This window comes from Morganella sp. HMSC11D09 (assembly GCF_001807955.1).
GTDB lineage: Bacteria > Pseudomonadota > Gammaproteobacteria > Enterobacterales > Enterobacteriaceae > Morganella > Morganella morganii.
Genome location: NZ_KV791647.1, coordinates 178,620 through 203,266, shown reverse-complemented (window position 1 = coordinate 203,266; position 24,647 = coordinate 178,620). Strand labels below are relative to the sequence as shown.

Here is a 24,647-nt window from a genome sequence, read left to right as displayed (position 1 = left end):
GCGTCTACCAATTCCGCCACCCTCGCAGGTACTGTCATTCAATCTGCTGTCAGTTGTGTGTGATAAGATCTGATTGGTGCGAAGGGGGGGACTTGAACCCCCACGTCCGTAAGAACACTAACACCTGAAGCTAGCGCGTCTACCAATTCCGCCACCCTCGCAATTCAGAACTATCTTGTAACTGATAGCATGGAGGCGGATTTTAGCGGTTTTATCCGCGCCGTCAATATTTTTTTATCAAAATTGGTGACTTCGCTTACTTATTAGGCATTTGTAGCCAGGTAGACCTTAAATTTACCGGTTTGCGCCAGAACCTTATGCTGACCAAATGTGCTGTCCAGCAGATCGGGATACGGTAAAAAGGCGTTGGCCACGATGCACAGTTTTCCGCCGCGGTTCAGACGGGCTTTGGCACCGGAAATAAGGCGCTGTGCGGCACTGTAGCTGGTGTTCAGACCGTCATGGAACGGCGGGTTGGCAACAATCCAGTCATAGCGGTCACTGATATCCGAATACACATCACTGGCGATTACACGGCCTTCCAGCTGGTTGCGTGCCAGAGTTTCTCGTCCGGCTTCAAGGGCGGCCGCTGAGACATCACTGAGCGTCAGGGTCAGCCCCGGGTTACGTTTTGCCAGTACGGTCGCGATAACACCACTGCCGCAGGCAATATCCAGCAGAGAGCCGGTCACCGCCTGGTTCAGTGATTCCAGCAGCAGTGCGCTGCCGACATCAATATTGTCCTGGCTGAATACACCCGGCAGCGTCACGATTTGCGTCCCTTCAGCGGTATAACTGCCGATCCACTCTTTCAGGGCAAAGTGTGCCGGCGTGGTCAGTTCGCCGTAATAAAGGCCGCAGCGGCGTGCGCTGTCAATTTTACGGAGTGCTGTGAATGGCTCTGTCATTTTTTCCGCGCTGCGGACACCACTGCGGTTTTCACCGACAATAAAAATATTACTGCCGACCGGCAGGCAGGAAAAAATCTGTGTCAGCTGGAACAGCGCTTCCTGTTTACTCTTCGGCCAGAAATAGATCAGTGTGTCGCATTGTGCGGCGGCTTCCGGGCTGACGGTCAGCGCAAATGCGGCGCGATCACCCAGCGGGACACGCAGGACCTGCCACTGATGATACTGGCTGGTGCTGACATACACTGACTGCGCGGAAAGCTGTGCAGCGAGGGGATCCTGAATGTCCCCGGCAAGCAGGACACGGCTCCCGGTAAATTCGTCTGCATGACGTAAAATCACTTCACTGGCCGGGGTAAGCATGGACATCCGTTAACTCCTGTAAATCATAATTCGGCAGCATTGGCGCGGGCAGCGCGCTTTGCTAAGATAGTGTCGTTTGTTATTTCAGGGATACATTATGACGCGACGAGACAGAATGCTGGCTCAGATGGGGATCACCCAATGGACGCTGCGTCAGCCGCAGCGCCTGAAAGGGGAACTGTCTGTACAGATCCCGGCTTCGGCACGTCTGCTGATCATAACCGATGAGCAGGCAGATCTCACCTGTGATTTACTCAGCGATATATTCCGCAGCCTGAATATCACGGCGGATGATGTTTACTGCATCACACCGGATAATGTACAGAGTATCCCGGCGCAGACAAACTGCCTGTGCTGGCTGCCGGGAACGGAAGCTGAACTGCCGGATTCACTGCCTTCATTACACTCTCCCCGTCTTGCCGACCTGTATCAGGACGCGCAGGCAAAACGCGGATTATGGACACAAATTTATCATTATGATCAGACTGTCACCGCTGCTTCCCGCTGATTTTTCCGCCGCATTCCGTATTGAACAGGCCGCTCACGCTTATCCCTGGAGTGAAGCCACATTCCGCAGCAATCACGGCGAACGTTACCATAACCTGAAACTGGAAGCAGACGGGGAACTGGCCGGATTCGCCATCAACCAGACGGTACTGGATGAAGCGACCCTGTTTAATATTGCGGTTTCACCTGAGCATCAGGGAAAAGGTTATGGCCGTCAGTTACTGGAAAAAGTGATTGAAGACCTGACAGCAAAAGGGATTGCGACACTCTGGCTGGAAGTCCGGGCATCAAACAGCCCGGCGATTGCGCTGTATGAATCGCTTGGTTTTAATGAGGTCACTGTGCGGAAGAACTATTATCCGGCGGCACAGGGTAAAGAGGATGCAGTGATTATGGCGCTTTACCTGAGTTTCGGAATGTCATAGCGCGAAATGTAATAGAGCGATAAGTCAGATAAAACGGCGGTTTTTTATCCCTTTCGGCAATTTTCTGCGTGTTACTGTGATGGTATACATTTATCACAGGCGCGCCTTGTCATGTTTATCCATAAAATTATCACACCGATGTTTATCCGGCGCTTTGAATGCGTCGGTTCTGAATGCCTGTCGCACTGCTGCCAGGACTGGTTTATCAGTATTGATAAGAAAACCTATAAAAAATATCACAGTGCGGACAGCATTGAAATTAAACAGATTTCTCAGGAACATGTTCTTAAATCGGAGCGTGCCGGTACATATGCGTATATCCGGCTGACAGAAGAAAAACAGTGTCCGTTTCTGACAGAAAAGCGGCTGTGTGGTGTTTACAGTAAGCTCGGGCCTTCGGCAATGAGTGATACCTGCCGTGAATATCCGCGCAGTGAAATAAAATATCAGAATGCGACGTTCAAACGTTTGTCACTTTCCTGCCCGGAGGTTGTTCGTCAGTTGCTGTTTTCCGCCGATGCCATGCAGTTAACAGAAGAAGAGCAGTATCTGAAAAAAGTACCGCAGGATGCGGCGCTGACTGATCCGCAATACCTGATGTACCTCTGGTGTCTGAATCTGGTGCAGGTACCGTCACCGGAGTTTGAGGATAACCTCTATGCCGTTATGCAGCTGCTGACGTTTATCAGTAAGCTCAATTATGACATTGAAGCGAATTTTGATCGTATTCAGGGCGTGTATGAATTTCTGCTCAATGCAACGGAAAACGGAGAACTGACGGCAGAGCGCAGAGCACTGCCGCACCCGGTCAGTTTTCAGACCGCAGTATTAAGTGTTTACGGTAAATTTATTCCCAGGTTATCCCGCAGTGGTACTTTTTTATTCTCCACTTATATCAATACGCTGAAGCAACTCGGAATGGATGAGCAACAGACCGCAGTACGCACGGAAGAAAACATGGCGCGTCTGCGGTCAGAATGGAAAGTACAGCAGCAGAACAGTTGTCTGAATCAACCATACACACTGCGTAATCTGTTTTCCTATCTGCTGTATCACAGCCAGTTTCCGCATGCGGCTAATTTCGCCGGTGGTGTTACCGGTTCCCGCAATGCCTTGTCTCACTTCAGTCTGCTGGTCATGGATTATTTCTATTTGCGGACCAATCTGACGGCGCTGGCGGTAACGGAAGAACGGGTACTGAAAGAGAGTGATGTTCAGCTTTTGCTGGGCGCCTATTTCTCACTGAAAATGCATGTGGGTGATATTAATGCAGATTTACTGGCACTGATGGAACGTTGTCAGATGAGCGATGCAATCGCCTGTATCTGCCTGCTGGATAACTGACGGAGCCGGATTTTCAAGCTTTTGTTGTTTCACGGGGCAAACCGGGCGAAAATAAGCACCATTAATGAGAAATCAGAGGCGGAAACCGTGTGTTTCTGCCTCGCAGCCCCAGAAGAACGCCCAGATGTCAAATAATGCATTTTTACAGGAAGTGGCCAAACGCCGCACCTTTGCGATCATTTCGCACCCCGATGCCGGTAAAACCACCATTACCGAAAAAGTCCTGCTGTTCGGACAGGCTATCCAGAAAGCCGGTACCGTCAAAGGCCGCGGCTCTAATCAGCACGCCAAATCTGACTGGATGGAGATGGAAAAACAGCGCGGGATCTCAATCACCACATCCGTGATGCAATTCCCGTATCACGATGCCCTGGTGAACCTGCTGGACACCCCGGGACACGAAGACTTCTCCGAAGATACCTACCGCACCCTGACGGCGGTGGACTGCTGCCTGATGGTGATCGATGCGGCAAAAGGGGTTGAGGATCGTACCCGTAAGCTGATGGAAGTTACCCGTCTGCGTGACACGCCGATCCTGACCTTTATGAACAAACTTGACCGCGATATCCGTGACCCGATGGAGTTACTGGATGAAGTGGAAAACGAGCTGAAGATTGCCTGTTCGCCAATCACCTGGCCTATCGGCTGCGGTAAGCTGTTCAAAGGGGTTTATCACCTGTACCGCGATGAAACTTATCTGTATCAGACCGGCCAGGGGCATACCATTCAGGAAGTCCGTACTGTAAAAGGGCTGAATAACCCGGATCTGGATGCTGCTGTCGGCGAAGAGCTGGCAAAACAGCTGCGTGATGAGCTGGAACTGGTGCAGGGCGCATCCCATGAGTTTGATGAGGAACTGTTCCTCGCTGGTGAACTGACACCGGTCTTCTTCGGTACCGCGCTGGGGAACTTCGGGGTGGATCATATGCTGGACGGCCTGGTTTCCTGGGCACCGGCACCGATGCCGCGTCAGACTGATGTCCGTGAAGTGACAGCAAAAGAAGATAAATTTACCGGGTTTGTCTTTAAAATTCAGGCGAATATGGATCCTAAACATCGTGACCGCGTGGCGTTCCTGCGCATTGTCTCCGGTGTGTATGAAAAAGGCATGAAACTGCATCAGGTGCGTCTCAAAAAAGACGTGGTGATTTCTGATGCGCTGACCTTTATGGCCGGCGACCGTGCGCATGTGGATTGCGCCTATCCCGGTGATATTATCGGTCTGCATAACCACGGCACCATTCAGATTGGTGATACCTTCACTCAGGGTGAGATTCTGAAATTCACCGGTATCCCGAACTTTGCACCGGAACTGTTCCGCCGTATCCGTCTGCGTGATCCGCTGAAACAGAAACAATTGCTGAAAGGACTGGTTCAGCTGTCCGAAGAGGGCGCGGTGCAGGTCTTCCGTCCGCTGGCCAACAACGACCTGATTGTCGGGGCGGTGGGTGTGCTTCAGTTTGATGTGGTGGTTGCCCGTCTGAAAAGCGAGTACAACGTCGAAGCTATTTATGAGGCGGTTAACGTCTCCACCGCCCGCTGGGTGGAGTGTGACGATGTGAAGAAACTGGAAGAGTTCAAACGTAAAAACGAACTGCATCTGGCACTCGACGGCGGCGATAACCTCTCTTATATCGCACCGACTATGGTGAACCTGAACCTCACCGCAGAACGTTATCCGGATGTGAGTTTCCACAAAACCCGCGAACACTGACAGAATGAGAACGCGCCTCCGGCGCGTTTTTTTTATGGCGGAGTTAAGATACACTGACAGACAGATGATGTTCATCATGAAAATGAAGAAGGATACAATAATGCGCAATACCATGAAATCACTGGCCGTCCTGCTGGTCAGCGGCGCGCTGTTCAGCGCATCCGCCATGGCGGGGGAATCTCTGAGTCAGAAAGCCGGCCAGGCGTGGGACAGTGCTTCTCAGTCTGCGGAAGATTTGGGTAAGCAGGCGGAGCAAAAATTTGACGGCGCGGTAAAAGATGCCTCACTGCTGGTGGATGACAGCACGATCACCGCCAAAATCCGTGGTCAGCTGCTGAGTGCGGATGATATTGACAGCAATGATATCGCCGTGAAAACCATTAACGGTACTGTGTATCTCTCCGGATTTGTTACCACAGATGCGCAGCGTACAAAAATCATCGATATTGCCAAAGGCGTTCCCGGTGTCCGTGCCGTGGAAGTCAGTATCGGGCAGTATAAATAACCGGCAGGTAATCTGCGCCGGGGGAAGAGCAGGATGGGAACGTATATCCCGGTAACGCCCGGGAAAATCGCACCGCTGGCCTGGTTGCCTGATCCGCTTCAGGCGACCGGTAAACTGGCGCTGGTCTGTGAAGGCGGCGGCCAGCGCGGGATTTTTACGGCCGGTGTGCTGGATGAGTTTCTCAAAGCCGGGTTTAACCCGTTTGATTTGCTGATAGGCACCTCTGCCGGTGCGCAGAACCTGTCTGCGTATCTGTGCGGTCAGCGCGGCTACGCCCGTCATGTCATTACCCGCTACACCACCGACAAACAATTCTTTAATCCGCTGCGTTTTATCCGCGGCGGCAATCTTATCGATCTCGACTGGCTTATTTCTTCAACCTCTGCGGAATGTCCGCTGAATATTGCGCATGCACTGCGGCGCTTTGATCAGGGGCAGGAGTTTTATATGTGTGCCAGCAGGGCGGATAATCTGGATGCCGCGTATTTCAGCCCGCAGGCCGAAGACTGGCTGGAATATATCAAAGCCTCCAGCGCTATCCCCGGATTCTACCGTGAAGGGGTGGAAATTGACGGCATCACGTATCACGACGGCGGCATCAGTGATGCGGTGCCGGTTATTGAGGCATGGCGGCGGGGCGCGACCCGGATTGTGGTGATCCGGACTGTGCCGTCACAGCTCTATTACACCCCGGAATGGGTGAAAAGGATGGAACGCTGGCTGGAAAAAAGCCATCTGAAACGGATGGTTGCCATGATGAAACAGCATGCCAAAAGCTATTACCGGACACAAAAATTTATTCAGTCACCGCCGGCCGGGGTTGAAATTGCTGAAATTTATCCGAATGCACCGCTGGCAAGCAATGCGCTCGGCAGCCGGGTTAAAACGCTGATGCAGGATTACCGGCTGGGCCGCCGCAGCGGACGTTATTTTCTGGCAACACTCGGTGAGCGCTGGGCGTCATATGAGCCGGTACGAAGTTCCGTACTGAGGGTTCCGCCCGCATCCAACGACAACGACTCACAACTGCCGGTCACGGACGGTACAGCGGCGGTATTACATTCACCGGAACGCTCACCGGAAAAGCCGGCGGACTGAATAAATGCAATTTATTGATACCCACTGCCATTTCGATTTCCCGTTTTTTACGGATGATCTTACCCGCCATAAAGCCGCAGCGGCACAGGCCGGGCTGACCGATATTATTATCCCGGCGGTCAGCAATCGGAACCTCAGCACGGTGGCCGGGCTGTGCCGGTCATCCGGCGATGCATTTCCCCGCCTGCACGCGGCATTTGGTCTGCATCCGCTTTATATTGCCGAACACACCCCTGAACATCTGGAACAGCTTGAGTCGTTTATCACCGCAAGCGGGACAGAATGCGTGGCGGTGGGGGAAATCGGGTTGGATCGCTATATGGCGGAGCCGCAGTGGGATAAGCAGCTGGATTTTTTTATTGCTCAACTGAAACTGGCCGCACGGACAGATAAACCGGTTATTCTGCACTCCCGCAAAACCCATGACACGCTCGCTGCTGTTCTGCGCCGTCACCCGGTGCCCCGCCGTGGTGTGATTCACGGATTTTCAGGAAGTTTTGCCCAGGCGGATGCCTTTGTGAAGCTGGGTTATTACATCGGGGTCGGCGGGACGATTACTTACGACCGGGCTCAGAAGACCCGGCGGGCAATCGCGCAGCTCCCGCTCTCTGCGTTACTGCTGGAAACGGATGCCCCGGATATGCCGCTCAGCGGTTTTCAGGGTGAACCGAACCGGCCGGAGCGGATTGTCCGTACATTTGAAGTGCTCTGTTCACTGCGCAGTGAGTCTCCGGAAGAGATTGCTGCTCAGATTTATCGCAACAGCTGTACACTTTTTTCGCTGCAATCATCTGATTAAGATTCCTGAATCGATTTTCCCGCGATTTTGTCCTGTTAAAGCCTGCATTTTGTGTGCCAAATCACCTGAAATCACTTACAATTGTAAGCAGATGTTATTTCATGTTCGTCATCTGGTTAAATACCCGCCAATTCCCGGCTTTGCGGGAGACTTTTCAGGGTAAAATAGTTGAATAATGTGATTATCATCATATTTTTGTATTTTTTGTTACTTTTTTCAGTCGTTATTTGTGACGCAAGTTGATTGTTGGCCGGACTGACCGGGTATAATCAGCGCCACAGGGTCCTGCTCAGAGCTGCATGCGGAGCAGGACTATTAATCTACATTATCGTGAACAGGGATACTTCCATGCAACTCCTTATGAGTCTGGTCGGGATGGCAGCGCTGATCTTTATCGCAGTGCTGTTTTCAAGTGATCGCCGGGCAATCAAACTGCGGACTGTTGTCGGTGCCTTCATTATTCAGGTACTGATCGGTGCGCTGGTTCTCTATGTCCCGGTGGGACGTAAAATCCTCCTGGCAATGTCTGACGGTGTCGCCAGTGTTATCGGCTATGGCCAGAAAGGGATGGACTTTATTTTCGGCGGCCTGGTATCCGACAAAATGTTCGAGGTATTCGGCGGTGGCGGTTTCGTCTTTGCCCTGCGTGTTCTGCCGGTTATCGTTTTCTTCTCCTCGCTGATTGCCGTTCTGTATTACCTCGGCATTATGCAGCTTGTGATTAAAATCCTCGGCGGCGGTTTACAGAAGCTGCTGGGCACCTCCCGTACCGAATCCCTGTCCGCGACAGCCAACATCTTTGTCGGACAAACTGAAGCCCCGCTGGTGGTGCGTCCGTATATCTCCGGGATGACCAACTCTGAACTGTTTGCGGTGATGTGTGGTGGTCTGGCATCCGTGGCCGGTTCAGTTCTCGCCGGGTATGCGCAGATGGGGGTACCGCTGGAGTACCTGATCGCGGCATCCTTTATGGCGGCACCGGGCGGCCTGCTGTTTGCGAAACTGATGGTGCCTGAAACCGAACACTTTGATGACCGTACCGAAGCAATGGCCGGTATGGCGGAAGAAGAGCGCCCTGCCAACATCATTGATGCGGCGGCAAGCGGTGCATCTTCCGGTATGCAGCTGGCACTGAACGTGGGTGCGATGCTGCTGGCGTTTATCGCGCTGATCGCCTTAATCAACGGTATCCTGGGCGGCGTCGGTGGCTGGTTTGACTATCCGCAGCTGTCACTGGAACTGATCCTCGGCTGGGTCTTCTCGCCAATCGCCTTCCTGATTGGTGTGCCGTGGAGTGAAGCTATGACCGCCGGTTCGTTCATCGGACAAAAAATTGTGGTCAACGAATTCGTTGCCTTCATGAACTTCGGTGAATACATGAAGCCGGATGCACAGGTGATTGCTGCCGGTTTACAACCGCTGTCTGATCACACCAAAGCGATTATCTCCTTTGCACTGTGCGGTTTTGCCAACCTCTCTTCTGTTGCTATCCTGCTGGGTGGCCTGGGCGGTATGGCACCTAACCGCCGTAAAGACGTGGCACGTCTGGGTATGAAAGCTGTGATGGCCGGTACTCTCTCCAACCTGATGAGTGCAACCATCGCCGGTTTCTTCCTGGCACTGTAATGCTCTTCCTGCACAGGTGAACCCGGTTCACCTGTGCACTTCACTGATTCAGTGTACTTGTCTTTCTGTCTCTCCCTGTTTATCCCTTTCCTGCGCTATACTATGCCGTGAATATGTGCTGCCATTTTGTGCATATCAGGCCATTAACGTGATTTTTATCACATAATCATATGTATTGATGTAAATGCTGTTATATAAACGTGATGAAAGGCACGTATTATAGCGCCAGGACATGCTCAAATACGGCATGGATACCATGTAACGGATTCGGTGATTCTGTTTATCAGTCACCTGTATTACAGCGCGGTGAGAAGGATCTCAGCGTTAGCTCTTATCTCAAGAGAGACAACGTCTTCACGGAACCAAGTCCCGCTCGCCAACACATTTTGCATCGTTCAGATATTGCGTCTGCCCGGCAACGGCGCAGACATACGTTGGAGAGTTTTATGACCGATTTAACCGCCGCAGCGCAGCGCGCGCTGTCCTTAATGGATTTAACCACCCTGAATGATGATGATACTGACGCGAAAGTCACTGCGCTGTGTCATCAGGCGAAAAGCCCGGCCGGCCAGACTGCGGCCATCTGCATTTACCCGCGTTTTATCCCGCTGGCCCGTAAAGTTCTGCGTGAGCAGGGTACGCCGGAAGTGCGTATCGCGACTGTCACCAACTTCCCGCACGGTAATGATGACATTGAGATTGCACTGGCTGAAACCAATGCTGCGATTGCTTACGGCGCAGATGATGTGGATGTGGTGTTCCCGTACCGCGCACTGATGGCCGGTAATACCCAGGTTGGTTTTGATATGGTGAAAGCCTGCAAAGAAGTCTGTGCGAAACACAATGTGCTGCTGAAAGTGATTATCGAAAGCGGTGAGCTGAAAGATCCTGCGTTAATTCGTCAGGCATCTGAAATCTCCATCAAAGCCGGTGCTGACTTTATTAAAACCTCCACCGGTAAAGTGCCGGTCAACGCCACGCCGGAAACTGCGGAAATCATGATGACTGTGATCCGTGATATGGGCGTCGGTAAAACCGTTGGTTTCAAACCGGCCGGTGGTGTCCGCACTGCGGAAGAAGCCGCGCAGTATCTGGCGATGGCTGACCGTATCATGGGCGAAGGCTGGGCTGACTCCCGTCACTTCCGCTTTGGCGCATCCAGCCTGTTAGCCAGCCTGCTCAATGCACTGGGCTACGCAGACGCCAAATCTGACAGTAAGTATTAATCACGCTTTCCGGGCCGCTTTTGCCGCCCGGCTTTCTGATTAACCCGGTATCTGTGGTACCGGGACGGATCCGGTATTTTAAGGAGTTCACTGTGTTTCTGGCTCAGGAAATCATTCGCAAAAAACGGGACGGACACCCGCTCTCTGATGAGGAAATCCGTTTCTTTATTAACGGCGTGCGTGATAACTCAGTCTCTGAGGGACAAATTGCCGCGCTGGCGATGACTATCTATTTTCATGATATGAACCCGCAGGAGCGCGTCTCGCTGACACTGGCGATGCGGGATTCCGGCTCGGTGCTGGACTGGAAAAACCTTGATTTACCGGGCCCCGTTGTGGATAAACACTCCACCGGCGGCGTGGGGGATGTGACCTCCCTGATGCTCGGGCCGATGGTGGCTGCCTGCGGCGGCTATATCCCGATGATCTCCGGCCGCGGCCTGGGACATACCGGCGGCACGCTCGACAAACTGGAAGCGATTCCGGGCTTTGATATTTTCCCGGATGATGAAACCTTCCGCCGTATCATCAAAGAGACCGGTGTGGCGATTATCGGCCAGACCAACTCACTGGCACCGGCGGACAAGCGTTTCTATGCGACCCGCGATATTACGGCAACCGTGGATTCCATTCCGCTGATCACCGCCTCTATCCTCGGCAAAAAACTGGCCGAAGGACTGGATGCACTGGTGATGGATGTGAAAGTCGGTTCCGGGGCATTTATGCCAACCTATGAATTATCAGAGCAGCTGGCGCAGGCGATCGTACAGGTTGCCAACGGCGCGGGCTGCCGGACCACTGCACTGATGACCGACATGAACCAGGTGCTGGCATCCAGCGCCGGTAATGCGGTGGAAGTGCGTGAAGCGGTGCGTTTCCTGACCGGTGAGTACCGCAATCCGCGCCTGTATGAAGTCACTATGGCGCTGTGCAAAGAGATGCTGGTTTCCGGCGGGCTGGCGGCTGACCGCACAGAGGCGGAAGCAAAATTACAGCAGGTGCTGGATAATGGCAAAGCGGCGGAAATCTTCGGCCGGATGGTTGCCGCGCAGCGCGGACCGGCTGATTTTATCGAACGCTATTCGCACTATCTGCCATCGGCAGTGCTCAGTAAACCGGTCTATGCTGAGACAGAAGGGATTGTGACCGCCATGGATACCCGCGCACTGGGTATGGCGGTTGTTTCGCTGGGCGGCGGACGCCGTAAGGCCAGCGACCCGATTGACTACAGTGTCGGGTTAAGTGATATCGCGCCGATCAACAGTGTTGCTGACGGACAGATGCCGCTGGCGATGATCCACGCCAATAATGAAGATGCGTGGAATGAAGCTGCTCAGGCCGTGCGCCGGGCAGTCACACTCAGTGAGAGCCCGGTTACAGATACCCCGCTGATTTACCGCCGGATCAGCGAATAAGAACAATTTTGTTATTCACGCGGAGCCCTGCATCCTGACGTGATCTGACACAGGAGAGAAGTATGAAACGTACATTTATTATGGTGCTGGATTCATTCGGTATCGGCGCAGCACATGATGCCGCTGATTTCGGCGACACCGGCGCTGACACGTTAGGTCATATCGCACAGGCCTGTGCCCGCGGTGAAGCAGATAAAGGCCGTAAAGGCCCGCTGCATCTGCCTAATCTGTCCCGTCTGGGGCTGGGTAAAGCAGCTGAGGAATCCACCGGACACTTCCCGGAAGGTCTGGATAAGAATGCGGAAATTATCGGCGCATACGGCTATGCCGGGGAATTATCTTCCGGTAAAGATACCCCGTCCGGCCACTGGGAAATTGCCGGGGTGCCGGTTCTGTTTGACTGGGGCTATTTCAGCGATCATGAAAACAGCTTCCCGCAGGAATTACTGGATATCCTCGTTAAACGCGCCAATCTGCCGGGATACCTCGGCAACTGCCACTCATCCGGTACTGTGATTCTGGATCAGCTCGGCGAAGAGCATATGAAAACCGGCAAACCGATTTTCTATACCTCTGCGGATTCCGTTTTCCAGATTGCCTGTCACGAAGAAACGTATGGCCTGGAAAAACTGTATGAGCTGTGCGAAATTGCCCGCGAAGAACTGACCAAAGGCGGTTACAACATCGGCCGTGTGATTGCGCGTCCGTTTACCGGTGAAAAAGCCGGTTCATTTGAACGTACCGGTAACCGTCACGACTACGCGGTCGAGCCGCCGTCAGCGACCATGCTGCAGAAGCTGGTGGAAGAGAAGCAGGGCGAAGTGGTATCTATCGGTAAAATCGCGGATATTTATGCCCATGTCGGTATCACCAAAAAAGTGAAAGCGACCGGTATTGATGCGCTGTTTGATGCATCACTGGAAGAGATGAAACTGGCGGGGGATAACACCATCGTGTTTACCAACTTCGTTGATTTCGATTCCTCGTACGGTCACCGCCGTGATGTGGCAGGTTATGCTGCTGCGCTGGAGCTGTTTGACCGCCGTCTGCCGGAAATGCTGAAGCTGGTGAAAGAGGACGATATTCTGATCCTGACCGCAGACCACGGTTGTGACCCGACCTGGCCGGGTACCGATCACACCCGCGAACATATCCCTGTGCTGGTGTACGGGCCGAAAGTCAAACCGGGCTCTCTGGGTTACCGTGAAACCTTCGCGGACATCGGGCAGACTGTTGCATCCTATTTTAATTTATCCCCGATGGATTACGGCAAAAACATGCTGTAATGTGTCTTTTTTTTCGGGCAGGCTTTCAGTCTGCCCTTTCCCTTTGGATTGACTGAAAGGATTTTTTTATGGCTACCCCTCACATTAATGCCGAACGCGGTGATTTTGCTGATGTTGTTCTGATGCCCGGCGACCCGCTGCGCGCGAAATACATTGCAGAAAATTTTCTGGAAGATATTAAACAAGTCAACAATGTGCGTGGCATGCTGGGTTTTACCGGAACCTATAAAGGCCGCCGTATCTCCGTGATGGGCCACGGTATGGGGATCCCGTCCTGCTCTATTTATGCCAAAGAGCTGATCACTGAATTTGACGTGAAAACCATTATCCGCGTCGGTTCCTGCGGGGCTATCAGCCGTGATGTCAAACTGCGTGATGTGGTTATCGGCATGGGCGCGAGCACGGATTCCAAAGTGAACCGTCTGCGTTTCAAGGATAACGATTTCGCGGCTATCGCGGACTTCGGGCTGGTACGTAATGCGGTTGAAGCGGCAGAAACCGCCGGGATCCCGGCGCGTGTCGGTAATATCTTCTCTACGGATTTATTCTATACACCGGATCCGCAAATGTTTGACGTGATGGAAAAATACGGCATTCTGGGCGTGGAAATGGAAGCTGCCGGTATTTATGGTGTGGCTGCTGAATTCGGTGCAAAAGCACTGACTATCTGCACCGTTTCTGACCATATCCGTACCGGTGAAAATTTACCGGCAGAAGAGCGCCAGACTACTTTTAATGAAATGATCACTATCGCGCTGGAATCTGTTTTACTGGGCGATAAGAAGTAATTTATTTCAGTCATTATAAAAACCGCTGCCGGTATTATTTCCCTGCAGCGGTTTTTTTATTTTTTACTGTTATCAGGTCTGGTATGAATTTCTGAAACACCATTTCCTATCGTAATTTTAAAACTAAAGTCACAGGTTTTATTGAGAATTTTAGCGTAGGTTATGGATAAAATTAATGTTAATAATAAAGTAAAATAAGGTGCCTGATTAACCGTTACCTGCAACAGAGAGAAACGGGGGGATTTCTCCCCCCTCAGCATCATTTATCGTTACAGGACAATGTTGCGTCAACCAGCATATCTCCGCCTTTCAATGAAAAATCGGATACCCGATGATTATTGAGTAACGAATTTACAACATCAGAAATTGTAAGAGCAGTTATTAATACCACTGCAACTATAGCTAATGTTGTTATTGATCTTCCGGTCATTTCTCTTGACTCCTTTAATTTAAGGAGGCAAAATCCCTATTGTTTGGTAGAGATTCGGCCCCGGTTTATGTTGAAAAACGTAATCGGGGCTTTCTTCTATCCGGAACAGGGAAAACATAGCCTGATCCGGACAGAATCAGGCACCCGCAGAAAATATAACAACTGTGTTTCTCTTTATCTCTGCCTCATTCGGGGGATAATACGGAGATATATCACAAAATATATTCTCATTATTCGTTAATACAATGATTGTTATTTCTGTCAGTTAACGGAAATAATAAAACCGCTGTTAAGCGGCTTTATATTATTATGGCGGTGTGAGCATAAATAATTTTTCATTCTCACCGCTGTAGCGGGATAATGCCCGGTTTATATCCTCTGCGGTTATCTGATTAACTAACGCCTCTTCTGCGGTTATCCGCGTAAACTCATTATCGTCCCCGGCAATCTGAGCCAGTGATTCTGTCCAGAAAGCCGCACTCTGGTAAACCTGCTGTTTTTCCAGTAACCAGTTGGCTCTGGCTTCTTTCAGGGCATTGTCACTCACACCGTCTGTTTTCAGGGTTTTCAGCACATTCCGGCTCAGTGCTGTCATCTCTGCGGCGCGCTGAGGATCGGTGGTGAAATTCAGCCGGGCGCTGTAGTACGGTGACGGCAGTTTTGCCAGCATAGAGGAGAAACTCAGGGCGTAAATACCGCCCGCCTGTTCCCGCAATGCGCTGCGCAACTGTTTGCTGATGATGCTGTCGGCCAGTTGCAGTGTCAGGCTTTCTTTCAGTGACCACTGTGCCGGGGCGGCATACTGAATACTCACCATGGTTTTATCAGAGCTGGCTATCGGGTAAGTCCGGCTGAAGGATTGCATTTTGGGTGCGATAGCCGGATCCCGCCACTGCAGGCGCTGCCCGGAAGCGGGAAGGGTGGCGATCCATTTCTCAACAGCCTGTTTTATCTGTTTTTTATCTGCCGCACCGCTGATCACCAGTGTCATGTCCTGTACCGGGCTGAGCAGGAGACGGTGGTTCTGCTGTAACTGCGCGGCAGTAAACTGACGCCAGCCGCCGTTTTCATTTATCACCAGACGTTCGCCGTGAGTATGACTTTCACGGTTAATGGCATCCAGGAAGCGGCGCTCCACCGGAGTGCTGTTCAGGCTTTCCAGTGTCAGCTGCTGATTGCGGAGTAATTTTTCGCCGCTGAACTGCGGCTGTGTGATCTTCAGATGCAGCAGTTTCAGCAGGGTATCCAGTTCTTCCGGCGGGGCTTCACCCCGGAATCCGTGATTCAGCAGCTCACTGTACGGCCGCAGGCTGAGACTGTGCTGTTTGCTGAATAAGGTCAGCTCACGGGCACTCAGCTCACCGTAACCGCTGCTTTCCGCCAGTTTCAGTGCCCAGTCGGTCAGTCCTTCCTGTCCGGCCGGCTCCAGTGAGCGGCCGCCCGGAATGCGCAGATTGATCTGAATATTATCTTTCAGGCTTTTATCCTGATGCACAATGACCCGCAGACCGTTGGATAACTGCCACGATTCCGTGGACGGTAACGGCAGTGCCTGCTCCTGAACAATGCTGCCGGCCGCCGCCGGGGTGACATTCAGCGCGACCTGCCGCACGGTCAGGGAAAACGGCCCGGGGGCGGACTGCCGGATCTGCTGCCAGCGGTCAGTGAACGCTTTCTCATCAAAACGGGCCTGTTCGCTGTCCGGCCCGAGCAGCGCCAGCCGTGGTGATGCCTGATTCAGGAATCCGCTCACATGGGTTTTCAGCGTATCCGGTGTGACCGGTTTGAGCAGTTCCCATGCTGTGGTGAGCTGCTGACGTTTGTCCTGAACCGGCATTCTGTATTCCAGTGCGGTGGTGATGGTATCGGCGAGATAATCATTACCGTAGCGGGATTCACCGGCGGCCTGCTGACTGAGTTTCGCCAGCAGGCTCTGCCGGGCATCGTCCAGCTCTGCCTGTGTGACGGGTTGTGTCGCCAGGCGCTGAATTTCTGTCCACAATAAGGTGATACTGCCGAGGTAATCCCCGCCCTGCGGATGCACTATCATCAGTTGCTGAAGACGGCGGCTGTCCAGCATGGCGCCCTGCGGGTTGATACTGGCAGCCGGTAGCTGTCCGTTATCCACCAGCGCGGTCAGGCGCTGGTTGAGGATAGTCACCCAGAGATTATCCAGCAGGTCATCATACTGCCCGTCACGGGTATTGAGCGGCGCGCGGATATCCCGCTGCAGCGCGAACTGCATAATGCGCTGTCCCTGCTCTTTATCGAAGACGGGTTTTACCAGCAGTCCTGGGTGCGGGGCAAAGCGCTGACGGGCCGGATCATCCTGTGCGGCATCTTCTTTGGCGGGCTGATTAAAATACGCCTCCGCCAGATTGCTGACGTCGTGGCGGTTAAACTGTCCGATAACCACCAGACTCATCCGCTGCGGCTGATACCAGGTCTGATAATAGTCTTTTGCTGTGCTGACCGGTGCATGGCGGATCACATCCAATAACCCGATCGGGTCACGCTCCGCATAGAGACTGCCCGCATAGCGCAGTTGCTCAAGGGCATTATTGATGCGGAAGCCGATGCCCTGACGCAGCCGCCACTCCTCAATAATCACGGAACGTTCTTTATCAAACGCAACAGGGTCAAAGGTCATGCCCTGTGCCCAGTCGGCGAGTACCTGCAAACCGGTCTGAATCTGTTCCGGGGTGGCCTGCGGCAGCGACAGTTTATAGACAGTGGAATTGAGGCTGGTGGCGGCATTCACATGGCTGCCGAGATTCAGCCCCTGTTTTTCCAGCTGTTTAAAACTCTGTGTGTCCGGGAAATGCGTGGTGCCTTTAAAGGCCATATGTTCGGTGAAATGCGCGAGACCGCGCTGCTCTTCTGTTTCCTGTAATGAACCGCTTTCCACCAGCAGCCGCAGCTCTGCGCCGGGCTGCGGGCGTGACAGAAGATACACATTCATGCCGTTTGCCAGGCGGATGTGCTGTAAATCACTGCGCTGCGGCAGCGGACGGTTATCTGTGCCGGTTGTGCTGACAGCGGTACAGCCGGTGAGGATCAGCACCACACCGGCAAAGGTCAGTTTATAATGCATATCGGACTCCTGATGTGCAGGTGGCGGCAGGGGCGGACAGGGCGATCACGCGATCTGCCTCCTGCTGAAGAAAACGCTGGTGGCTGACCAGCAGAAGCGTGCTGTCCGGCAGACGCTGACGGAGCAGACGGATCATGCGGACCGCATTGTCATCATCCAGTGCGGAGGTAATTTCATCGAGCAGCATCAGCTTTGGCTGACTGAGCAGCAGACGGGCGATCAGCAACCGCTGCTGTTCACCGCCGGACAGGCGCTGACGCCAGTCGGCATCGGTATCCAGTTGTGGTGTCAGTGCAGCAAGCCCGGTGGCGTCCAGCACTTCGCGGTAAGCCTCCGGCGTGAACTGTGCGGCGGTATGCGGATAGGCGAGCAGGGATTTCAGTGTCCCGGACGGCAGATAAAGTGACTGCGGCACCCACATTACATCCTGTTCACGGCTGATATTGCCCCGGTAATAAGGCCAGTGACCGCTGAGTGTGCGCAGCAGAGTGGATTTACCCAGTCCGGAGCGGCCGCTGATAATGGCAAATTCTCCGGCGTGCAGAGAGAGTGAGACATTCTCCAGCAGAGGACGATTATCCGGCAGCAGAATATCGGCGCAAACATCCAGGCGCACTGCCGACTGACGGGTTTCGGTGACATCAGACACCGCGTCATTTTCCAGCAGACGGACGAAATGGTACAGACGGGTTACCGTCGCCTGCCAGGCGGCTATCTCTTTATAGGCAAAAATAAACCAGCCGAGTGACGTCGCAACACTGCTGAAGGCCTGACGCAGCTGCATTAATCCGCCCAGCATCAGTTCCCCGGCGAGGAATTTCGGCAGAGCAAACAGGATCGGCGCCAGTGCGGTCACCTGCTGATAACCCACGGTATAAAAGGATAAATTCCGCTCGCAGCGGATCAGCTGATTCCAGTTGGCCGCCACCCGGGCAAAGCGGGCCAGCAATTGCTGTTTATCCTGCAACTCCCCCCGCTGTCCGGCAATGGCATCGCCGTGCTGTCTGCGGGTGATCAGTGCCGCACGGTAATCCGCCTCACGCTGCTGTTTTTCCATATTCAGTTTGCGCAGCGGCCCGCCGATAAGCTGTGTCAGCGCAATACCCACGAGGGTGTAGCCGATACAGGCCCAGAACATATAGCCGTCGATGCGCCAGTCAGTACCGGCGACAGAGAGCAGAATACTGCCGGAAAGCTGCCAGAGGATGGCGGCAAAGGAAACCAGGGTCAGCAGCGAATGCAGGAAGGTGATCAGCAGGCTGAGAGTGGATTCCACCAGCAGGCGGACATCCTCGGCAATCCGCTGATCCGGGTTATCCGGCTCGCGGGCGGTCAGGCGCAGCAGGTAATGGCGGCTCTGCGGCGACAGCCAGCGGCTGAGGATCTGTTCTGTCATCCCCTCCCGCCAGCGGATAGCCAGTTTCTGCCGGAAATACGTGCCGAGCACCACCACCAGAATCAGCCCGCTGACCAGCACGACGAAAAATTTGATCAGCTGATACAGCGCCGCGCCGTCCAGCTTTTGCAGTGCATTATAAAAATCCCCGTTCCACTGGTTCATGCGGATATTGAACCAGACAGAGGAGAGTGTCAGCCCGAGAGACAACAACAGTAAGAACCAGCAAAACAGGGCGGCACGCCGCCCCCAGAACGGCTTCACCAGCCAGAAAAATTGTTTTATTGTTTTCATTGATTATTCATAACGTTAAGAGACATTGCTCACATGCTCAGATTAAAAATCGTAATTCAGCTGTAACCAGAACTGACGGCCCGGATCATAGGCAATCACCTTGTTACCGGCGTAGATAAAGGTATCCGCGACATTTTTGTTATTCAGAACGTTATTCACTTCCAGCGAGACAGACGCGCCGTAAGCAAACTCCGGTTTCCAGTTCACGCGGGTATCCCAGGTGAATTTGGATGCGAAATGCTCTTTCTGATAGACACGTAACTCGCCGTACTGCGGATCACGGACCACTTCGTTGTCATGACGGACAGCCTGATTACGCGCGCCCCACCATTGCAGGCGGTTGTACCAGGAAATGTTGTAGTTATCCCAGTCACTGGTCAGCTCAACGTTCAGCTTCAGCGGCGAGTTAAAGTTACTGGCAGGCAGATCACTGACATCGATCACTTTGCCGCCGTACATCACTTTGTCGGAGTTAATGGCAGTGCCCGGTTCAAAGAAGGCATAGCCCTGGTCAGACGGGAAGTTGGTTTTGGTATCCTGCCAGACGATTGAGGAGGTAAAGACATGGGTTGCCTGTCCCCATTCCCACGGCTGACTGTTGCTGACAGCCAGGGTAACGGAGTCATGTTTGCTGCGTCCGGCATTATCAAAGGTACGGATTTTTCCTTTATCGGAGTATTTATCTGACCCGGTCAGGTTGTTGTATTTGGTGCGGCTGCGGACTTCATCGTAACCTTCACGGTGGACATAGGTCAGACGCCAGGTGGTGCTGAGGATTTCCTGTTGCAGGCCGAGGGAAATCTCATCGTTATACGGGGTTTTCAGTGAATCCAGGCCTTCATAATCATTGGTTTTATCCCAGGTCGGATCCATGCCCATAAAGCCGCACATATAGCATTTTTCCAGCCCGGCATTCTGCGCGCCGTACAGGGCATAAGTCAGCATGGAGCGGCCGTAATAACGGTTGGCACCGGCGATCAGCAATGTTTCTTTATTACCGAACAGGTCGTAAGTGGCGGCCAGGCGCGGCGCGATATTGGTTTGCCGGACAAAATCATCCCGGTCAACACGGACACCCGGACGCAGTGTCAGGCGGCCGATTTCAATATTGTCATCGGCAAACAGGGAGTAGTTGTTATAACTGACAGAGGCGGTTCCCGGCAGGAAGCGGTGCTTGTTGACTACCGGATCCTCAAACCCCCATTCCGCATAGCTGACATAGTCCTCGCTGGTGTGATAGTGCGACTTATCGCGGATATAGCGGCCTTTGGTATGGGTGGATTCCATCCCGAGTGTCGGGCGGTGTGTGATCCCGAAGCCTTCTGACGGCAGGAAACGGGCGACGGCTTTGGTGGTGACATTGTCCTGCTCGGTCCGCAGATCACCCAGTCCGCCCATTTTGGTGTTAACAATCGTTTTTCCGTCCGGTGACCGGTTCTTCATTTCATAGAAATTCTGCTCGTCATTCACGCGGTTATCTTTCAGTTTCTGATAACCCAGGGTGAATTCCAGATCAGCCAGGCTGGTCTGGTGTTTCAGAACACCGGTCACACCTAACCCTTTGTGGTTATTGTCATAACCGGAGTTGGCAATATTGGAGGCGAATAAACGCGCCTTGTAGTCAGAATAATTCAGGGAAATATCCGCCGTGGTGACCGGCGAGAGATCCATTGCATACTTCACAAACAGGTTGTCTGAGGTACGTTTCTGGTTGCGTTTGCGCTTATCAAACTCATAACCGACCAGTTCTTCACCTTCCATCACTGCCATCAGTACCGAGGTATTGGCCGGGATGGTGGAGGTACGGCGGGAGGCGGATACCGTCAGGCCGCTGTTTTCTGTTACACCGACTTCAAACCAGCCGCCGAAATCGTGTTTGTTATATTCATTCTGGAAACGGGCCGGGTGACTGATATCATTTTTTGATGAATCAATCGGCTGTGAGGAATCCTCAAACAGATGATTCCAGGAGGAGCGGGTGGTGCGGTAATACATATGGCCGCTGTTTTCGCCGTTCCAGCGGCGGCTGGTGACATCCACACTGCCGCCGGTAAAGCCGCCGAATTCCACCGGGATGTTGTTATCGTAAACCGTCACGCTGTCGATCAGACGGCTGTCTATATACATGCCCTGGTCGCCGCTGTCCAGACGGGTGGAGGTTTCACCCAGGGTATCTTTTGCCGGGTCGAAATCGTTGTTAAAACTGATGCCGTCGAGTTTATAGGCGTTCTGGAAACTGGATGCGCCGTGAATGGAAATCCGTGATGGTTTGATTTCGCCCTGGTTGAGGGACGAACTGTCATTACCGGCGAACTGTACAGCCGGGTTGGTGCGCAGCAGTTCCGTGACGTTGCCGTCGCCGGTATTGCGCTGGCGGATCTCCTCCGCAGTAATGTATTGCGGGGCAGACATGACATCCGTGGCCGGATGGTAAGCCAGTTCGCCCTGAACCCGGGTTTCCGGGATTAAAATGGTTTCCGCTTCGGTTGTCAGCGGGCGGATAACATAGCTGCTGCCCTGCTGCACCAGCGTCAGGCCGGAGCCTGCCAGCAGTGTCCGGATGGCGGTCTGTGCGGAATAGCTGCCGTGCAGAGCCGGTGCCCGCAGTGCGCCGAGTTGTCCGGCATCATACAGTAACTGGATTTGTCCCTTCTGTGCGATGGTGTTCAGTGAACGGCTCAGTGCCTGTTCGGGCAGATCAAGCGTGAGATCTGCGGCTCCGGCCGGTGCCGCTGTCAGCCCGAGTGCCAGCACAATGGCAGAACTGGCCGCCCTGATGCTGAATGGTGATGGTTTTATTGTCATTTTTATCATTTCCGGAAGTGTCATAGTTATCCCCTGTATCAGAAGACGCGGAAATGAGAATTATCCTCACCTGATAATTATTCTTTTTTTCATTTATTTTTATTTTTCTTCACAATCAACAGGCTGCCGTCATGCAGTTCGGTGACTTCAACCGGTAACAGCAGCGGCAATGCCGTGAAAAAGGCATCGGTTTCGGAAAGGGTGACCCGGCCGGAGACGGTCAGATCCGCCGCATTCGCGGCAAGTGAGACGGGGTGGTTGCTGTAAGGTGCGAGGCGGTCAACAACATCACGCAGCGGGGTATCGGTGAGGGTGATCTGTCCGTTGCGCCACTCCCCGGCCTGTTCCGGCGGGATATGGCTGAGCAGCAGTGCAGCGCCCTGCGCGGGGCTGACAGCTTTATCCCCGGCACGCAGATACACCGGTTTTTCATCCGGCGCATCCCGCAGGGCGACAATCCCGTTTGCCACAGAGACCGCCACTTCCGTTCCCCGGCGGCTGACATCAAATTCCGTGCCGACAACCGTTATCTCTCTGCCGTCCGCGCGGATAACAAACGGCCGCCACGGGTTGGATTTCACCTGAAAAAAGGCGGTACCGCGCACCAGGGAAATACGGCGGTGTGTCTGTTCATAGGTAATATCCGCTTCGCTGTCACGGCTGAGAAAAATGCGGCTGCCGTCCGGCAGGATCATGGATTTGCTTTCCGCGGCGGTGGCGAGCGTCAGGTTATCCATCAGCAGGGCGGGTAACTGGCTGTAGGGCAGAAACAGCATCACCAGGATAAACAGTCCGGCGAGGGTATGGCGCAGCGGGCGCAGAAGCGGAAAAGCCCGGGCGGGTGCCTGCTCTGTGATTTCCGGGCGCGGCAGAGCCGACATCTCCCGCCACAGCAGCGCCATATCATCAAACGCCTGCCGGTTTTCCGGGGAAGCCGCCAGCCATGCCTGTAATTCCCGCTGCTGCTGTGCCGTCATGCTCTGGCTGTGCCAGCGCGTAAACCACAGTGCGGCGGCGTCTTCCCGTTCGTCCTGCTCCCGCCGGTCTGTCATTCCCCGTCCTTCTGCTCTGCGGCATTCATGGCGCGTTTACATTGCAGCAGGGCACGGGCAATATGCTTTTCCACCATACTGACAGAAATATCCATCCGTTCGGCAATGTCACTTTGCGAAAGTCCGTCAAACCGGTAAAGCACAAAGGCTTCCCGCTGACGGGGCGGCAGTTCATTCAGCACCTGATACAGCCTGTCCAGCCGCTGCCGGTGTTCGAGCTGTACCTGAGGATCGGCATGTGCCTGTGCCACTTTCTCTGTCAGTGAATCATCCCATTCACTGACCCGGTCTCGGCCCTTCCGCTGGCTGTGACGCCAGTGGTCGGTCAGCACATTGTTGGCGATCTTAAACAGGAACGCGCGGGTTTCCTGCACAGATGTCTCGTTGCCGCCTTTGAGCCAGCGGGCAAACACATCCTGCGACAAATCCCGTGCATCCTGACTGTTGCCCAGCCGCTTATGGAAGAAGCGGACAAGCTGATGGTAGGTTGAGTGATAAGCTCCGGCGATAAGCCTGCTTACCGATTTTTCAGTCGTCATTTTTCTGGTGTGTATCGAAGTCATCGTAATTGAAGGAGTCATTACGCATTGCTTAGAAAAATCCAAAAAATCTCATTGTTGTTATTTGAATTATTATTTAATAATAAAAAGAAATATCATTTGCGTTATCATTATGCCTGTAATTTTACAAATTGAAATACGTGAATAACGATTAAAAAAGTGAGTTGAGTGATGTTGAATGTGGCTGCGGCCTGTTATCAGAACAGGCGATACTCAGTCGGCGGCACAGCTGCCAGTGTGGGTGCTCATGCGCTGCTGCTGGCACTGTTTCTGGGCTGGCTGGGTTTTTCAGCGGATGAGCCGAAAGGCATGCTGCCCCCGGCGTTTGTACTGATGCCGGGAGTTTATCAGCTGGAAAGTGCACCGCCGGAAAAGGCGGAAGGTGTCAGACAGGTGATGTCACAACCGGCACCACAGCCGGTGGCTGAGCCGGAGCGGGAGTCTGCTGTCGATAAACTGGCGGTTTCTGACCAGGGCACCTGGACACGGAAAGCGGAAAAACCAAAGAAAAAAGCGGACAAAAAACCGGTAACAGAGATCAAAATGCCGGAAACGGATAATCCGTCTCCGGTACTGGCAGAAAGCACTTCCGCGCCGCGTCAGGGCGACAGTTCCGCGAGCCGTGCGGATTTTACCAGCCATGCACCGCAGCCGGTCAGCGGCAGTACCGGCTGGGAAAGCTCGGTACATTCGCATCTGGCGAAATATAAACGCTATCCGCGCGCACTGCTGCGCTATAAATCCACCGGCGTTTCTCATGTGAAAGTGACTCTGAACATGCAGGGAAATGTTGTCTCTGCGGAGCTGGTTAATTCATCCGGCACAAAACTGCTCGATAAAGAAGCGCTTGCCACCGTACAACGGGCATCACCTTTCCCGCTGCCGCCACAGGAACGCGGCAGAAACGGTCATATTGAGATAGTCACTCCCATCGGTTTTTACCTGTAACCAGCAGACAATTCCCGAAGTTACGTTTTTATTACCAGGAATTGTCTGTATTTTCCGCATTTTT

Annotated in this window: 19 protein-coding genes and 2 tRNA genes (1 of these 21 only partly in view); 13 read left to right on the top strand and 8 right to left on the bottom strand. The window is 53.3% G+C overall.

Features of this window, described 5'->3' with window-relative positions:
* From HMPREF3119_RS01885 to rsmC, 3 genes are all read right to left on the bottom strand, one after another.
* Positions 1–26: transfer RNA gene (locus HMPREF3119_RS01885), tRNA-OTHER, on the bottom strand; it reaches 50 nt to the left of the window's first position.
* A 48-nt stretch (positions 27–74) separates the two neighbouring features.
* Positions 75–161: transfer RNA gene (locus HMPREF3119_RS01880), tRNA-Leu, on the bottom strand.
* A 102-nt stretch (positions 162–263) separates the two neighbouring features.
* Complete coding sequence (gene rsmC, locus HMPREF3119_RS01875; protein ID WP_036417912.1) at positions 264–1,277, bottom strand: 16S rRNA (guanine(1207)-N(2))-methyltransferase RsmC; 1,014 nt, start codon at positions 1,275–1,277, stop codon at positions 264–266.
* A gap of 91 nt (positions 1,278–1,368) precedes the next feature.
* Here rsmC and HMPREF3119_RS01870 point away from each other — a divergent pair, with 91 nt between their 5' ends.
* The 12 genes from HMPREF3119_RS01870 (at position 1,369) to deoD (ending at position 14,004) form a co-directional block, all read left to right on the top strand.
* A complete protein-coding gene (locus HMPREF3119_RS01870; RefSeq protein WP_032099229.1) occupies positions 1,369–1,779 on the top strand; it encodes a DNA polymerase III subunit psi in 411 nt (136 codons plus the stop codon).
* Positions 1,748–2,203, top strand: a complete 456-nt coding sequence (gene rimI, locus HMPREF3119_RS01865; RefSeq protein WP_004237054.1) for a ribosomal protein S18-alanine N-acetyltransferase — start codon at positions 1,748–1,750, stop codon at positions 2,201–2,203. The genes HMPREF3119_RS01870 and rimI overlap by 32 nt, the downstream gene beginning before the upstream one ends.
* A 111-nt stretch (positions 2,204–2,314) precedes the next feature.
* Positions 2,315–3,547, top strand: coding sequence for a flagellin lysine-N-methylase (gene fliB / locus HMPREF3119_RS01860; protein WP_004237056.1), 1,233 nt, complete (start codon positions 2,315–2,317; stop codon positions 3,545–3,547).
* A gap of 124 nt (positions 3,548–3,671) precedes the next feature.
* The gene (gene prfC / locus HMPREF3119_RS01855; protein ID WP_004237057.1) at positions 3,672–5,261 is read left to right on the top strand and encodes a peptide chain release factor 3; all 1,590 of its coding nucleotides are present in this window, start codon (positions 3,672–3,674) and stop codon (positions 5,259–5,261) included.
* Positions 5,262–5,361: 100 nt separating this feature from the next.
* Complete coding sequence (locus HMPREF3119_RS01850) at positions 5,362–5,766, top strand: BON domain-containing protein (protein WP_004242077.1); 405 nt, start codon at positions 5,362–5,364, stop codon at positions 5,764–5,766.
* Between the two features lie 33 nt (positions 5,767–5,799).
* Positions 5,800–6,864 (top strand): patatin-like phospholipase family protein, encoded by a 1,065-nt coding sequence (locus HMPREF3119_RS01845; protein ID WP_070578161.1) that lies wholly within the window; start codon positions 5,800–5,802, stop codon positions 6,862–6,864.
* A gap of 4 nt (positions 6,865–6,868) precedes the next feature.
* A complete protein-coding gene (locus HMPREF3119_RS01840) occupies positions 6,869–7,663 on the top strand; it encodes a TatD family hydrolase (RefSeq protein ID WP_004237060.1) in 795 nt (264 codons plus the stop codon).
* Positions 7,664–8,023: 360 nt separating this feature from the next.
* The gene (locus HMPREF3119_RS01835) at positions 8,024–9,289 is read left to right on the top strand and encodes a NupC/NupG family nucleoside CNT transporter (RefSeq protein ID WP_004237061.1); all 1,266 of its coding nucleotides are present in this window, start codon (positions 8,024–8,026) and stop codon (positions 9,287–9,289) included.
* Between the two features lie 446 nt (positions 9,290–9,735).
* A complete protein-coding gene (gene deoC, locus HMPREF3119_RS01830; protein WP_004237062.1) occupies positions 9,736–10,515 on the top strand; it encodes a deoxyribose-phosphate aldolase in 780 nt (259 codons plus the stop codon).
* Between the two features lie 92 nt (positions 10,516–10,607).
* Complete coding sequence (deoA, locus tag HMPREF3119_RS01825) at positions 10,608–11,930, top strand: thymidine phosphorylase (RefSeq protein ID WP_036417933.1); 1,323 nt, start codon at positions 10,608–10,610, stop codon at positions 11,928–11,930.
* Between the two features lie 62 nt (positions 11,931–11,992).
* Complete coding sequence (gene deoB / locus HMPREF3119_RS01820) at positions 11,993–13,216, top strand: phosphopentomutase (RefSeq protein ID WP_024475052.1); 1,224 nt, start codon at positions 11,993–11,995, stop codon at positions 13,214–13,216.
* Between the two features lie 68 nt (positions 13,217–13,284).
* Positions 13,285–14,004, top strand: a complete 720-nt coding sequence (gene deoD, locus HMPREF3119_RS01815; RefSeq protein WP_004237065.1) for a purine-nucleoside phosphorylase — start codon at positions 13,285–13,287, stop codon at positions 14,002–14,004.
* A gap of 737 nt (positions 14,005–14,741) precedes the next feature.
* Here deoD and HMPREF3119_RS01810 read toward each other — a convergent pair.
* From HMPREF3119_RS01810 to HMPREF3119_RS01790, 5 genes are all read right to left on the bottom strand, one after another.
* Positions 14,742–17,528, bottom strand: coding sequence for a M16 family metallopeptidase (locus HMPREF3119_RS01810; RefSeq protein ID WP_070578159.1), 2,787 nt, complete (start codon positions 17,526–17,528; stop codon positions 14,742–14,744).
* Positions 17,518–19,218 carry an ABC transporter ATP-binding protein/permease gene (locus tag HMPREF3119_RS01805; protein WP_049245638.1) on the bottom strand — a complete coding sequence of 567 codons (1,701 nt, stop codon included), beginning with the start codon at positions 19,216–19,218 and terminating at the stop codon, positions 17,518–17,520. The genes HMPREF3119_RS01810 and HMPREF3119_RS01805 overlap by 11 nt, the downstream gene beginning before the upstream one ends.
* 42 nt (positions 19,219–19,260) lie before the next feature.
* Positions 19,261–22,023 carry a secretin and TonB N-terminal domain-containing protein gene (locus tag HMPREF3119_RS01800; protein WP_046024733.1) on the bottom strand — a complete coding sequence of 921 codons (2,763 nt, stop codon included), beginning with the start codon at positions 22,021–22,023 and terminating at the stop codon, positions 19,261–19,263.
* Between the two features lie 89 nt (positions 22,024–22,112).
* The gene (locus HMPREF3119_RS01795) at positions 22,113–23,075 is read right to left on the bottom strand and encodes a FecR family protein (protein WP_004237073.1); all 963 of its coding nucleotides are present in this window, start codon (positions 23,073–23,075) and stop codon (positions 22,113–22,115) included.
* A complete protein-coding gene (locus tag HMPREF3119_RS01790; RefSeq protein WP_036417906.1) occupies positions 23,072–23,614 on the bottom strand; it encodes an RNA polymerase sigma factor in 543 nt (180 codons plus the stop codon). The genes HMPREF3119_RS01795 and HMPREF3119_RS01790 overlap by 4 nt, the downstream gene beginning before the upstream one ends.
* Positions 23,615–23,806: 192 nt before the next feature.
* On the opposite strand from HMPREF3119_RS01790, the gene HMPREF3119_RS01785 reads away from it, so the two are divergent.
* Complete coding sequence (locus HMPREF3119_RS01785; RefSeq protein ID WP_015422436.1) at positions 23,807–24,583, top strand: energy transducer TonB; 777 nt, start codon at positions 23,807–23,809, stop codon at positions 24,581–24,583.
* The last annotated feature ends 64 nt before the right edge of the window (positions 24,584–24,647 follow it).